General features: G+C 42.0%; 13 protein-coding genes. 8 read left to right on the top strand and 5 right to left on the bottom strand.

What is annotated here, in order from left to right; translation table 11 throughout:
* Nucleotides 1-5: 5 nt before the first annotated feature.
* From BN3283_RS08330 to BN3283_RS08315, 4 genes are all read left to right on the top strand, one after another.
* On the top strand, nucleotides 6-485 hold the full coding sequence (locus tag BN3283_RS08330) for an S-ribosylhomocysteine lyase (protein WP_059026363.1): 480 nt from the start codon (nucleotides 6-8) through the stop codon (nucleotides 483-485).
* A 1-nt stretch (nucleotide 486) separates the two neighbouring features.
* Nucleotides 487-1344 (top strand): metal ABC transporter solute-binding protein, Zn/Mn family, encoded by an 858-nt coding sequence (locus BN3283_RS08325; protein ID WP_059026362.1) that lies wholly within the window; start codon nucleotides 487-489, stop codon nucleotides 1342-1344.
* Between the two features lies 1 nt (nucleotide 1345).
* Complete coding sequence (locus BN3283_RS08320; protein WP_059026361.1) at nucleotides 1346-2098, top strand: metal ABC transporter ATP-binding protein; 753 nt, start codon at nucleotides 1346-1348, stop codon at nucleotides 2096-2098.
* A gap of 103 nt (nucleotides 2099-2201) precedes the next feature.
* On the top strand, nucleotides 2202-3002 hold the full coding sequence (locus tag BN3283_RS08315; protein WP_059026360.1) for a metal ABC transporter permease: 801 nt from the start codon (nucleotides 2202-2204) through the stop codon (nucleotides 3000-3002).
* 41 nt (nucleotides 3003-3043) lie between these two features.
* Here BN3283_RS08315 and BN3283_RS08310 read toward each other — a convergent pair whose 3' ends face one another.
* Both BN3283_RS08310 and BN3283_RS08305 read right to left on the bottom strand, forming a co-directional pair.
* Nucleotides 3044-3631 carry an indolepyruvate oxidoreductase subunit beta gene (locus tag BN3283_RS08310; protein WP_041504329.1) on the bottom strand — a complete coding sequence of 196 codons (588 nt, stop codon included), beginning with the start codon at nucleotides 3629-3631 and terminating at the stop codon, nucleotides 3044-3046.
* Nucleotides 3632-3674: 43 nt separating this feature from the next.
* Nucleotides 3675-5267, bottom strand: a complete 1593-nt coding sequence (locus BN3283_RS08305) for a thiamine pyrophosphate-dependent enzyme (RefSeq protein WP_059026359.1) — start codon at nucleotides 5265-5267, stop codon at nucleotides 3675-3677.
* Nucleotides 5268-5633: 366 nt separating this feature from the next.
* Here BN3283_RS08305 and BN3283_RS08300 point away from each other — a divergent pair, with 366 nt between their 5' ends.
* Nucleotides 5634-7559: a SpoIIE family protein phosphatase gene (locus BN3283_RS08300; RefSeq protein WP_147625564.1), complete on the top strand. Its 1926-nt coding sequence runs from the start codon at nucleotides 5634-5636 to the stop codon at nucleotides 7557-7559.
* 40 nt (nucleotides 7560-7599) lie between these two features.
* Here the strand turns inward: BN3283_RS08300 and BN3283_RS08295 are convergent, their stop codons facing one another.
* From BN3283_RS08295 to BN3283_RS08285, 3 genes are all read right to left on the bottom strand, one after another.
* Nucleotides 7600-8520, bottom strand: a complete 921-nt coding sequence (locus BN3283_RS08295; RefSeq protein ID WP_059026357.1) for a DUF368 domain-containing protein — start codon at nucleotides 8518-8520, stop codon at nucleotides 7600-7602.
* A gap of 27 nt (nucleotides 8521-8547) precedes the next feature.
* Nucleotides 8548-10110 carry a DUF4301 family protein gene (locus BN3283_RS08290; RefSeq protein ID WP_059026356.1) on the bottom strand — a complete coding sequence of 521 codons (1563 nt, stop codon included), beginning with the start codon at nucleotides 10108-10110 and terminating at the stop codon, nucleotides 8548-8550.
* A gap of 113 nt (nucleotides 10111-10223) precedes the next feature.
* Complete coding sequence (locus tag BN3283_RS08285) at nucleotides 10224-10475, bottom strand: DUF8828 family protein (protein ID WP_041504334.1); 252 nt, start codon at nucleotides 10473-10475, stop codon at nucleotides 10224-10226.
* A gap of 204 nt (nucleotides 10476-10679) precedes the next feature.
* On the opposite strand from BN3283_RS08285, the gene BN3283_RS08280 reads away from it, so the two are divergent.
* The 3 genes from BN3283_RS08280 (at nucleotide 10680) to uppS (ending at nucleotide 13076) form a co-directional block, all read left to right on the top strand.
* Nucleotides 10680-11345 (top strand): CBS domain-containing protein, encoded by a 666-nt coding sequence (locus BN3283_RS08280; RefSeq protein ID WP_059026355.1) that lies wholly within the window; start codon nucleotides 10680-10682, stop codon nucleotides 11343-11345.
* A 30-nt stretch (nucleotides 11346-11375) separates the two neighbouring features.
* Complete coding sequence (locus BN3283_RS08275) at nucleotides 11376-12263, top strand: NAD kinase (RefSeq protein ID WP_059026354.1); 888 nt, start codon at nucleotides 11376-11378, stop codon at nucleotides 12261-12263.
* A gap of 69 nt (nucleotides 12264-12332) precedes the next feature.
* Entirely contained in the window at nucleotides 12333-13076 is a 744-nt protein-coding gene (gene uppS, locus BN3283_RS08270) for an undecaprenyl pyrophosphate synthase (protein WP_059026353.1), read from the top strand.
* Nucleotides 13077-13079 lie beyond the last annotated feature (3 nt).

The following is a 13079-nucleotide window of genomic DNA, read 5'->3' as shown; positions in this document are numbered from 1 at the left end:
GAATAATGAAAAAGATACCGAGTTTTACCATAGATCATATTCGTTTGTTAAGAGGAATATATGTTTCTCGGAAGGATGCAGTCGGAAACGAGCTGGTTACGACCTTCGATATCCGAATGAAAGAGCCGAACCGGGAACCGGTATTGGGCCAAGGAGAGTTGCATACTATCGAACATTTGGCAGCCACTTATTTGAGAAATGACCCGCAATGGAGAGATAAAATTATTTTCTGGGGTCCGATGGGTTGTTGTACCGGAAACTATTTTTTGGTAAAAGGGGATTTGCATCCTCAAGACATAGTGGAGCTGATGCGTGAAACGTTCCGTTTTATCCGGGATTTTGAGGGTGAGATTCCGGGAGCGGCACCTAAGGATTGCGGAAATTATTTGTTACATAATTTACCTATGGCCCGATATGAAGCGGCTAAATACCTGACGGAGGTCTTGGATGTGATTGAAGAAAAAAATATGGTATATCCGGAATAGTATGAAATGGATTTGGGGAATAGTGCTGCTGTTATGTATTGTCGCTTGCGGTACAAAGCAGGATAAATCCAAAAATATCAGTGTGAGCATATTGCCGCAAAAATATTTTGTAGAGCGTATCGCGGGGGATTTCGTACGAGTGAACGTGATGATTCCGCCCGGCGCCAATCCTGCTATAAGCGATTTGACATCCGAGCAGTTGAAAATGCTGAATAATAGTTCTCTCTATTTTGCAGTCGGGTATTTGCCGTTCGAGCTTACTCATATTTACTCCTTATTGAAAAACAGGAGGGATATTCAACTGATAAAACATACTGACGCTATCGAGCTTCCGGAAAAGGAGTTTCCGGCGCATAAACATGGAGACGTGGAAAGTTTGGACCCGCATATTTGGATGTCGCCAACTTACGCCAAACAGATGGCTCGAACCATACGGGACGTTTTGAGTGATAAGTTTCCGGAAAAAAAGAATCTTTTTTCGGAAAATTGCGATCGCTTTATGCAGGAGATAGATAGTGTGGATCGGGAAGCCCGTCGGATTATTTTATCCAAACGCAATAAATTGTTTTTGATATATCATCCGGCTTTAACTTACTTTGCCCGGGATTACGGAATGGAACAAATAGCGATAGAAGACGAGGGTAAAGAGCCTAATCCGGTTCATGTGAGGACGATTATTGATCGTAGCCGGGAAAAGGGAGTGCGGGTTGTTTTTATTCAGAGTCAGTTCGATGAGGCTAATGCGCGTGCTATCGCTACGGAGATCGGGGGAGAGGTAATCTCTATAGATCCTTTGAATCCGGATTGGAAGGAAGAGATGAATGCTTTATTGAAGATTATTGATCTGAAAATGGATTGATATGGACGATATTATAGAATTGAGAGGAATAAGTGCCGGTTACGAAGGGCGTGTGGTTTTGCAAGGAGTGAATTTAGCCGTTCGTAAAAACGATTTTATCGGTATTATCGGTCCTAACGGAGGGGGTAAAACCACTTTGTTAAAAATTATTTTGGGTTTGATAAAGCCGTTTTCCGGGGAGATTATTTATCATACCTCCAAGCAATCATTATTTGGTTATCTGCCGCAAAACAGTCGTTTTGACACCCGTTTTCCCATTCAGGTGGAGGAGGTGGTGTTGTCGGGGCTTATGTCGGAAAAAGGAATATGGAAATCTTATTCGAAAGAGGACCGTTTGAAAGTGGATGCATTATTGGAGACCTACGGTATGTCGGCTTACCGGAAAACTCCCATCGGTGATTTGTCGGGCGGACAGATGCAACGTGTTTTTTTATGTCGGGCCATTATTTCGTCACCTAAAATCCTGATATTGGATGAACCTTCAACCTATGTCGATACGAATTTCGAAAAGGAGTTTTACGGATTATTGGAAGAGTTGAATAAAAAGATGAGTATCGTGATGGTTTCCCATGATTTGGGGATGATATGTTCTTACGTGAAAACGATTGCCTGTGTGAATGGGGGCTTACATTATCATGAGTCGAATCTGATTTCTCAGGAACAGTTGAAGATGTATAATTGCCCGATAGAGTTGATCTCTCACGGGACGGTGCCTCATCGGGTGTTATTGAAACACGAGAAAGACGGGGAGTAAAAATTAGAGATGGGGAATGATATGAAATACAACTTATTAATAATCATGAAAATATCATATTTTTAGAATCTAAAATCTACAATTGTAAATTTAAAATTAGAAGATGTTCGATTTATTGGAGTACGGATTTTTTCAGAATGCCTTAGCCGGAACGATATTAATCGGGATAAGCTGCGGTTTGATAGGAACTTATATCGTGGCTAAGCGAATGGTTTTTATTAGTGGGGGAATCACTCATGCTTCCTTCGGAGGTTTGGGATTAGCTTATTTTTTGGGTATCTCACCCCTTTTGGGCGCTGCTGTATTTGCTTTGATTGCCGCTTTCTGCATTTTGTATTTATCCGATAACAAGCGTTTCAAAGAAGACTCTTTAATCGGTATATTTTGGTCGGCCGGAATGGCTATCGGAGTACTGTTTATCTACTTGACACCGGGCTATGCTCCGAATCTTCTTTCTTATCTTTTCGGTAATATATTGACTATTACCGGGGATCAACTTATGATGGCATTGTTGCTCTGTGTAATGATTTTTCTTTTTTTTATGAAGTTTTATCGTCCGCTTTTTTATATCGCTTTCGATAAAGAGTACAGTCGGACCCATTATATCGCTCTTTCTTCGATAGAGATCGGAATTACGGCCTTAATTGCTCTTTGTATCGTTCTTTGCATGAAGTTGGCGGGAATCATTCTTGTTATCTCTTACCTGACCATGCCCCAGGCTATCGGAGGTATGTTTTATAAAAATTTCAAACAACAGTTGATACTCTCTACCTTAATTAGTTGTTTAGGATCTGTCGTGGGACTTTTTCTTTCCGCTTTTTTGGAGATCCCTTCCGGGGCTGCTATTGTCCTCTGCTTTTTAGTCGTTTTTCTGTTCTGCTATTTGATTAGACGCAAAAAGTGAATCCCGGGCACGGTTCTCAAGCGTACCCGGGGTATTGTTATTTACTTGATGTAGTTTTGTGCGAATTGGCGTCCGGCACGTAAGGCTTTTAGATTCATTTCCACGATATCGGCTCCTTTCCGTTCGAAGATTGCTGCAATTCCTTTTTCGAGGTATTCGAAAGGAATCTCTATAAAGGGTGATGCGGCTCCTAACATGACAAAATTACTGGCTCTGACATTTCCGGCTGCTTCTTTTGCGATGGTATCGGCATCGATGATTACCTGGTGAGGTAATGCCTTTAATGTTTTCATCAGCTCTTCGGTATCCGGGTAGTTCGGAATATTGATGAACGGCGTGGAGTTGGTTACCACGTATCCGCCTTGTTTCAGGTAAGGCAAATAACGTAAAGCTTCCATAGGTTCAACCGAAAGAATGATGTCAGCTGAGCCTTTGGCAATCAGATCGGAGAAGATCGGTTGATCCGATATTCTCATATAGGATTGAACATCCCCGCCCCGTTGGCTCATCCCGTGGGTTTCGGCCTGTTTCATGTATAAGTTATTGGTGAGGGCTGCGGAACCTAAAGCGGCAGCGATTGACAATATACCTTGTCCTCCTACACCGGCTAATATGATATCTGTCTTCATAATTTTTAATTTTAAAATGGATTTCCAATTGATCCGTTATCTTTTATTTTTTCTTTTTCTTGGCATCGCGGGAAGCTTTTTGGATACAAACTCTTCTCGGAATGATCACGGATACACCCTTGTATTCTATCTCGTCGCGAATAATCTTACAAAGTTCATCGTGGTTTTTCGGAACAGGAAGCAAAACCCGGATGTGTTCCGGCTCTACTCCAATACCGCGACAGATGGCTTCAAGATGTCCTAAGGCGGAGGATTCCTGTCCTCCAGTCATAGAGATGGATTCGTTGTCTGAAATAATGATGGTAATGTTGGATTTTTCATTTACGGCGTCCAAAAGCCCCGTCATCCCCGAGTGGGTAAAAGTAGAGTCTCCGATAACAGATACGGCGGGATATAATCCGGCGTCCGCGGCACCTTTGGCCATAGTGATAGAGGCTCCCATATCTACGCAGGAGTTAATGGCTTGGAAAGGAGGAAGGGCACCTAAGGTATAACATCCGATGTCCGAGAAAACCCGTGCGTTGGGATATTCGGCCACGACTGCATTTAACGCGTTATATACATCCCGATGGCTGCAACCTACGCATAAGGCGGGAGGGCGGGGGGCTACTATTTCCGGTACGGGAGCTCCTTCCGTTACGGGTATTCCGAAAGCCTTGGCGATCCAATCCGGATTCAATTCTCCGTCGCGGGGAAGCGTGCCGTCCAAGCGTCCGTGTACTTCTTCTTTTTCCAGGTATCCTTTTAGTAATTCTTCCATGATGGGATATCCCTCCTCGATTACCAGAAGTTTTTCACAGCTTTCAGCCAATCGGGTAATCATTTTTCTGGGGAGGGGATACTGACTAACCTTAACTACCGGATAAGGGCATTTTCCTTTAAATACTTCCATCAGGTAATTGTAACCGATACCGCAGGCAATAATCCCCATGGATTTGTCGGCCCCGTCGATGTAGCGGTTGAATGCGGAACGGTCGGATTCTTCTTCGAAAGCGGTTTGTTTTTCTAATAATATCTTGTATCTTTTTTTTGCGATGGCAGGTAATAATACGAATTGGCGTTTGTCTTCCGGCAGGTGCAAGTCGTTTTCCTTGACGGCCTCTCGGGTTTCGACTCCGGCACGGGAGTGAGCCAGGCGGGTAGTGATACGCATCATTACGGGGGTTCCCATTTTTTCGGAAAGTTCAAAACCGTAGCGGGTCATTTCGTATGCTTCCTGTTGGTTGGAGGGTTCTAACATGGGAATGAGTGCGAACTTTCCGTAAGCGCGGGAGTCTTGCTCGTTTTGAGAAGAGTGCATGGACGGATCGTCGGCAGCCGTGACCACCATTCCGCCGTTTGCCCCGGTAATAGCCGAGTTCATGAAACAATCGGCAGCGACGTTCATTCCCACGTGTTTCATACAAACCAATACTCTTTTACCGGCGTAAGACATACCCAAAGCAGCCTCCATGGCTGTTTTTTCGTTAGCGGACCACATCCTGTGAACGTTACGGGCGATAGCCTGTTTGGATTCTTGAATGTACTCAGTGATCTCTGTTGATGGGGTTCCGGGGTAAGCATATACTCCGGAGATTCCTCCGTCTATAGCACCTTGTGCAATAGCTTCAACACCTAATAATAGTTGTTTTTGCATAGTGATAAGATTATGATATTAAGTTTTTGTCGATTTTTATAATGGAAAAACGGTTTCACGATCTACAATCGTGAGACAATGGGGCGTTCGGTTTATAGTCCTCCGAACAGTTTAAGAACACCTACAATGTAAGCTAATACGAAATAATACTCTGACGGACGATACATCACGCGTTATTTAAAACGTTTTCAATACTCATTTCGGTGCTAATGTAGCATTATTATTTAACAAGAGCAAATTTTTATATCGTTTTACCTGATAACTCTATTTTAAGCATCCAACGAGTCTGAAAAATAAAAAAATAGAGTCAAATACCTGTTTTTCTTGAGGGAATTCGTTAATTTCGACCAATTAATCACTGAGATCATGTTTAAACGTATAGAGAGGTCATTTTCGGCTAAGTTGAGTTTTTATTTGATAGCCTCTATGACTGTTTGGGCGATTGTTATGTTTAGTGTTTTTTATCACTATGCCGTGTTGAAGTTGGAGCGGGATGTAGACGAGCGTATATGGAATATTGCTGAAAAATCAGATTTGCGATTGACCACTCTTTTGCGAGGGGTGGAGAAAATTCCGAAAAATATGGCTTGGATGATATCCAATGGGTTCTTGGATGCGGATTCTATCTTCAGTGTTACTCGCCGGGTGGTGGAAGACAACGATGAAGTTTTTGGTTGTGCCATTGCTTTTGAGCCGAATTATTTCAAGTCTAAAGGATATTATTTTGCTCCTTATTCTTACATGAGCCGGGATTCGGTGATAACCGTTCAGTTGGGAGATGTCGCCTATAACTATTTTGAAAAGAGATGGTATGCCCGTTCCAAGAAATTCGGTATATCGCGATGGAGTCAGCCTTATAGGGAGTTTGGGGATCATGATATAATTACATCCACGTATTCCGTTCCGATGTACGATAGTAAGAGACGTTTTATCGGTATTTTCTCTGTCGATTTGTCGACTAATTGGTTGACCGATCTGGTGGATTCTATTAAGCCGTACCCGAGTAGTTATGCTATTGTTATTGATAGCTTAGGGAATTATATTGTTCATAAGAGGGAGAAAAATATGGTGGAAAGGACCATTTTCGACGTGGCCGAAGCGATGTCCGATACGACGGCAATGTTGGTTGCCAAGCGGCTTGCGGCGGGTAAAAAAGGGAAGATGCGGATGTTGGATAACGATGAAGATGCCTATGTATATTATATGCCTTTAAATGCGACCGAATGGTACATGGCAATCGTTTGTCCCTACCAGGAGATCTATCGCGAATTTTTTCAGTTTAATGTTATCTTATGGGTGGCTTTTTTGATTATTATATTGATGCTTTACATCATAAGTTCCGGAACGATTAGGCGTCTGACTGCTCCGTTGAAAGATTTCGCTCAATCGGCCCGGACGATAGCCTTAGGAAGGTTTGATACGCCTTTGCCCGTCATCCATTCGAGGGATGAGATGGCAGAGTTGCGGGATTCGTTTGAATACATGCAGCAACAGTTGACGATGTTTATCGAGCGCTTACAGCAGACCACTTCGGCAAAAGAAAAGATAGAGAGTGAATTGCGTATTGCTCACGATATTCAGATGGGGTTACTTCCTAAACCGGCTGTTGCCTGTCCCAAATGGGAAGGGGTGGAACTTTATGCCGTTCTGAACCCCGCGCGACAGGTCGGAGGTGATTTTTATGATTACTTTGTAATTGGAGACGAACTTTGTTTTGCGATAGGGGATGTGTCGGGAAAAGGAGTTCCGGCTTCTTTATTGATGGCTACTACATTGAGTTTGATGCGTTCCATCTCCTTTTCGAATTTCGAACCTCAATACGTGACGAATTTTATCAATCAGGGGTTATTGCGTTCGGGACAGCCGGATCGGTTTGTCACTTTTTTCGTCGGAATGCTTCATTTGAAGAGCGGGAAGTTTAAATTTTGCAATGCAGGTCACTCTTTACCCGTTATGATCCAACCGGACCATTCGGTTCGGATTATGGAGATGGAACCGAGTCTTCCTTTAGGCATATTGAAGGAGTACGAGTATAAGGAGTACAATTGTTCATGGGAGCCGGGAGCAAAGATGTTGCTCTATACGGACGGAATTACGGAAGCGGAGAATGTCGGACATAAGCTTTATTCGCCAGAGCGACTGTTGGAAACGATTCGAAACCATGCTTCTTCCTCTTCGAAAGGAATGATCGAAGCTATTCTGATCGATGTCAATGAGTTTGTTTCGGGAGCCCTTCAATCTGACGACCAGACCTTGTTAAGTATATCTTTTTATCCGGAAACAGAAGAATAGACGACCTTGTTCGTGCATGAATAAGGTCGCCTGTCCCATGTCATTTTTTTAACGCTACGGCCATTCTTTCGATCCCCCAAATCAGTAAGAACCCGAGGACGCACATGAGTATGGCTTGCCATGTATAAGGATCGCTTACCTGCATTTGTTCGAAGGTATGGGGCAGAACATTTTTTTCCGTTTCGAATATCTCTCCGTTGATGAATTCCGGATTGTTGATTTTCCAGGGCCATATTTTATTCAAAGATCCGATCATAAACCCGATCAATAACGCAACCGTCAGTCCGTGATAATTTTTTAATAGCCAAGAAAGTAAATGAGAAAATGCGATTAATCCGGAAACGGCTCCTACTAAAAAAATAAGTAGTATACCGATATTGAAATTACTAACGGCGGTGATGATATATTCGTATTTCCCGAGTAAAAGGAGAATGAACGCTCCGGATATTCCGGGTAGGATCATGGCACAAATGGCTATAGCTCCCGAGAGTAAGATAAACCACCAGGTCTCCGGTGTCGTGGTTGGGGTAAGTACCGTGATCGTGTAGGCTATTACACCTCCTGCTAATAACGAGAGTACGGTAAAGGTGTTCCAGTTTTTAACTTCTTTAAAAACTAAAAAGGCGGAGGCTATGATTAGTCCGAAGAAAAAAGACCAGACATGAATAGGATATGTTTCTAACAGGAATTTCATTAGTTTGGCTAAGGAGAATATGGATATAGCTATTCCGGCAACCACGGAAAATAAGAAATTACCGTTTATATGTTTCCATAATTCTTGCCATCTGAAGGTGAACAGAAGTCGTAAAGCTTGTAAATTAATGGAGCGAATGGAGTTGATTAATTCTTCATATATTCCGGTAATAAAAGCAATGGTGCCTCCGGATACTCCCGGTATGACATCAGCCGCACCCATCGCACATCCCCGCAAGACAAGTAATAGATAGTTTCTTTTTTGCATATATTTAAATTAAAAATGTTTTTTCGCTTATACGCTGAACACGTTGCGATGTTCAAAGCGCAGCAAGTCAAATACGGTTTTTACCGGGGTAAAAGTTGACAAGGGAACTTCGACGAAGAGCGTGTTCCAGTTTGCCATGGCTCCATTCCAAAGTCCGGGTAATTCCTGAACTTCGATTTCCTGGCCTTCATAAGATTTTTTGGAGATGAATCCTTGTGTCGCATCGATGAACTCATTTAAATCGAATTTTTTTCCGCGATAATTATAAGTACTGCATACGATATCTACCGGATTGAAATGAGTCGCTTTGGAAAATATTTTTTTCTGTTCCTTATCCTTTAGATCGATTTGGGCACTTTCCAAGATCATTAGGCGGCTTCCCGTATCGCCGCCGACCCAGAAAGGTCCTCCTCCGGGTTCTCCTTCATTTTTAACCATACCACATACGCGAATGGGGCGATCCAGTAAATGTTTCAGGTATTTGATTCGCTCTTTGGCAGAGGAGAATGTAAATCCTTCCTTTAGTTTGTATCCTAAATTCTCACTTATGAAGTTTTCGATCTCGTTCAATTTTTCTTCCGTTAAATTATTCCTGTTTTTAGTCAGAATCTTCAGGTAACCGAATACTTTTTCCTGGACATCGAGCAATAGTCCGGCTAAGATCTTTTTGTATTTGATCGTGTCGGCTTTGTTCCTGTCCGGAGCTACGTTGTCGATATTTTTGATAAAGATCAACTCTTCTTTCAAATCGTTCAGGTTATGGATTAAGGCTCCGTGTCCTCCCGGCCGGAAAACGATGTTTCCCTGGGCATCGCGTAAAATATTTCCATCTGCATCCAAACTAATCGTATCCGTTGAGGGCTTTTGAAGGGAAAAAGAGATCTTGTATTTTATGTTGTACTCTTTTTGGTAATCCTTTAGAATGTTTTTTAACAGTAGTTTGAATTTACCGAGGTGCTCTTCGGAAACTGTAAAGTGCAGATTGGCTGTTTTCCCGTTGTTACAATACAATGCGGCTTCCACGAGATGCTCTTCCAATGCGGTTCGGATATGATCCTGATAAATATGAAAATCAATAAGGCCCTTGGGAGTCGAATTGTAATTCAACCCTTTTTCTGTCAACAGATACTCTAAGATTTCAGAGAATTGATTTTTCCACAAAAGCTTATCGACATCTAACATGTCTTTATAAAGGGCTTCCTTCAGATGAGGATAGAAGGGGAATTCTTTTAGTTTCTCGAAGAAGGAGAATATGGTTCCCGGCTCTTTGTTTTGTCGGAAATTCAGGTAATCTTCGTCGCTTCCCGTGTAGGTATTATAGAATGTGTTTAAGGTTTTGAACATTCGCGAAGCGGAACCCGAAGCCGGAACCATTTTAACCATATCGAGAGCGTCTTTTTTATTTTCGAAAATTGAAATATAATTGTTTTCCTCTTCTTCTGTTAAACTTTTTATCCCGTTCCGAAGAGTGGCCGCATCTTGAAGTTTGACAAATCCGAAACCTTTCTTGAAATTTTCGATTTGTTTATCAATTTGTACGAGTTTGATGCCCCGGTGTCTAAATTGTTTAATATCGTTCTTTGTATACATAAATTTCAAATTTGAAAGGTTAGTAATAGTTCCGTAATGTACGAATGAATTGTGAAATAGTATGCGATTAATTGTTAAATTAAACAAAAAGCACGGCGGGGCCGCGCTTTTATTTAATTTTCATCTTCATCGTATAGGTCTTCTTGGTTGTCCAGCTCTTTTTCAAAGAAATCTTCTGCTTCTTCCAATAGACTTTCTACATCATCGATGCAAAGAGGCTCTTCGTCAATCCAGTAAATACGTTGATTACTATAGAAGCCGTCCATATCGCATTGTATGATACAACGAGGTTTTTCTGTATGTACAACATACAATAGATCAGATGCTTCCTGTGAATTGTCTGCGATGAGAAACTTCGGTAACATAATGTTTATTGTTTTAAAAATTCAAAGGCAAATATAAAGAATAATTGAAAATTGAAAATTGAAACCCGAAAATTATTTTCGGGTGAACAGGAAGTAGAGAAAAAAGCGTATCTTTAGGGCATAAAAAAGAGATAGAATTTAAAGTTCAAGAAGGGAGGAACGAATGCTCTTTTGGGGTAACGTCATATATTCAAGGAGTTAACAATGATTGCATTAAAAATATTATCACAGGTTATTCCCGTATTGAACCGGGAAGATCGTTGTTCTCAAGCATTGGGGTGGATGGAAATTTTTAGAGTTTCTCATTTGCCTGTTGTTGAGGGAGATGAATATTTGGGGTTATTAGAGGATGAGACAATATATGCTCATGGAAATTTGGAAGACCCTATCGCATCTTTGGAGATTCGTAGGGAGTCGACGTTTGTATATGAGGATACTTATATTTATGATATTGTCGGTGTGGCTTCAGCCGGAATGTTGTCCGTTATCCCCGTGTTGAGCCGGAGTGGAAAATACAGAGGAGTTATCCTGCCTGCTGATATTTTGTATCAGGTTGATCGTTTGTTAGGTGCTAATTTACCCGGTGGGATTATTGTTTTGGAGGTAAATAATATTGACTATTCTTTAGCGGAGATCGCTCAAATTGTCGAGTATAATGAAGCGAAAGTCGTCAGTTGCTGTGTAACGGGAGGTGGGGATACTAACAAAGTGTATGTCGTCTTAAAAGTGAATACTTCTAATTTGGAACCTATACTGGAGACTTTCAACCGATACCAGTATTCGATAAAAATTACCTTTGTGAACGGCGAGGAGTACGGCGAAGAGTTGAGGGAGCGTTATGGTCAATTGATGAGATATATGGAGATGTGAAGAAGCATCTGATTAAATTTTGTAGGTGATATGAAAATAGCAATATTCGGGAGGGTGGTGGAAACTCATTTTTTCCCTTTTTTGGAGAGCATGTTGGAAGATTTAAGAAGGAGAGGAGCCATGTTGAGTTGTTACCGTCCTTTTTATTCTTTTTTGGAGCGGCGGAACGGGGATATGGCGAAGTATTTCGACTCCACTTTCGACTGGGTTTTGTCTAAAGGGGAGGTCGATGTGTTATTTAGCGTGGGAGGAGACGGAACATTCCTGAACTCCGTTATCTATGTAAGGGATAGCGGTATACCTATTTTAGGCATTAACAGCGGACGATTAGGTTTTTTGGCCAATATCGCTCAGGAGGAAATTTCTCGGGCCGTGGCAATGCTTTGCGCTGGAGATTTTGAAATCGAACGGCGGGATCTGATCCACCTGGATATAGAAGAAAATCCGTTTTCAGATTTCAATTATGCATTGAACGAGGTTAGCGTGTTGAAAACGGAGCGATCTTCTCTTTTGAAAGTACACGCTTATATAGAAGGTGAATATTTGACCACTTATTGGGCCGATGGTCTGATTGTAGCGACTCCGACCGGTTCTACCGCTTACTCTTTGAGTGGCGGGGGGCCCATCGTGTCTCCTGCCTGCGACAATTTAATTCTGACTCCGGTAAGTCCTCATAATCTGAGCATCCGTCCCTTGATTTTACCGGGAAACGTGAGGGTCAAGCTACAAGTGGAAAGCAGGTCTGCAGACTTCATGCTGAGTTTGGATTCCAGGATGCATAAGATATCGAATATTCGTGAATTGTACATATCTTCAGGGAATTTTAAATTGAATGTGGTTAAAATGCCGGATCACAGTTATTATGAAACACTGAGGAATAAATTGCGGTGGGGTGAGGATTTGCGAAACGAAAAGTGAAAAATAGTAAAAAGTGTGAGAGGATATGGAGAACTCTTGTAAATTTGCAATCTCATCTGGTGAAAAATTATGATAGAAGAAATCAAACACAAAAGGAACGTGCCGGATCATGTGGCCATTATCATGGACGGTAACGGAAGATGGGCCAAGAGTCGGGGGTTGGAACGATGGCAAGGACATAAAGAGGGGGTGGATACGGTAAAAAGAGTTGTGGAGGCAAGTGGGGAAATCGGACTGAAATACTTGACTCTTTATACCTTTTCGATAGAAAATTGGAATCGGCCTAAGGAAGAGATAAGTATGTTGATGGGATTGATGGTTGATGCCATTCTTGCCGAGACGGACAACCTGATGAAGCAACAAGTACGGGTAATGGCTATCGGTAACCTGTCGGATTTGCCTGAAGCGGTATATCGGAAATTGAAAAATTTGATCGCTCTGACGTCGGAAAATACAGGGGTGACGCTGGTACTGGCATTGAGTTACGGAGCCCGATGGGAGCTTTTGGAGGCGGCGAAACATTTGGCTAAGGATTATAAGAACGGAAAAATATCTGATTTAGAGAGTATTGACGATGAGAACTTCGCGTCATATTTGACAACGGCCGGGATTCCGGATCCGGATTTGTTAATTCGGACAAGCGGTGAATGTCGGTTAAGTAATTTCCTTTTGTGGCAATTGGCGTACACGGAACTATATTTTATTGACAAATTTTGGCCTGATTTTGAAAAAGAAGATTTATATTTGGCCATTCGTAATTTTCAAAAACGAGAGAGACGCTTCGGAAAAACCGGAGAACAACTAAAAAAGTGAGTC

It is taken from the genome of Gabonibacter massiliensis (assembly GCA_001487125.1).
In the GTDB taxonomy this organism is placed as follows: domain Bacteria; phylum Bacteroidota; class Bacteroidia; order Bacteroidales; family Marinifilaceae; genus Gabonibacter; species Gabonibacter massiliensis.
The sequence above is the reverse complement of the archived record's forward strand: the minus strand, read 5'-3'. Positions and strand labels throughout refer to the sequence as shown.

Excerpts from the sequence above, each read along its gene's own strand:
- BN3283_RS08280 (WP_059026355.1), top strand. The coding sequence starts at position 10,680 with ATGATTGCATTAAAAATATTATCACAGGTTATTCCCGTATTGAACCGG.
- BN3283_RS08300 (WP_147625564.1), top strand. The coding sequence starts at position 5,634 with ATGTTTAAACGTATAGAGAGGTCATTTTCGGCTAAGTTGAGTTTTTAT.
- BN3283_RS08310 (WP_041504329.1), bottom strand. The coding sequence starts at position 3,631 with ATGAAGACAGATATCATATTAGCCGGTGTAGGAGGACAAGGTATATTG.
- uppS (WP_059026353.1), top strand. The coding sequence starts at position 12,333 with ATGATAGAAGAAATCAAACACAAAAGGAACGTGCCGGATCATGTGGCC.
- BN3283_RS08290 (WP_059026356.1), bottom strand. The coding sequence starts at position 10,110 with ATGTATACAAAGAACGATATTAAACAATTTAGACACCGGGGCATCAAA.
- BN3283_RS08305 (WP_059026359.1), bottom strand. The coding sequence starts at position 5,267 with ATGCAAAAACAACTATTATTAGGTGTTGAAGCTATTGCACAAGGTGCT.
- BN3283_RS08320 (WP_059026361.1), top strand. The coding sequence starts at position 1,346 with ATGGACGATATTATAGAATTGAGAGGAATAAGTGCCGGTTACGAAGGG.
- BN3283_RS08315 (WP_059026360.1), top strand. The coding sequence starts at position 2,202 with ATGTTCGATTTATTGGAGTACGGATTTTTTCAGAATGCCTTAGCCGGA.
- BN3283_RS08325 (WP_059026362.1), top strand. The coding sequence starts at position 487 with ATGAAATGGATTTGGGGAATAGTGCTGCTGTTATGTATTGTCGCTTGC.
- BN3283_RS08330 (WP_059026363.1), top strand. The coding sequence starts at position 6 with ATGAAAAAGATACCGAGTTTTACCATAGATCATATTCGTTTGTTAAGA.
- BN3283_RS08275 (WP_059026354.1), top strand. The coding sequence starts at position 11,376 with ATGAAAATAGCAATATTCGGGAGGGTGGTGGAAACTCATTTTTTCCCT.
- BN3283_RS08295 (WP_059026357.1), bottom strand. The coding sequence starts at position 8,520 with ATGCAAAAAAGAAACTATCTATTACTTGTCTTGCGGGGATGTGCGATG.
- BN3283_RS08285 (WP_041504334.1), bottom strand. The coding sequence starts at position 10,475 with ATGTTACCGAAGTTTCTCATCGCAGACAATTCACAGGAAGCATCTGAT.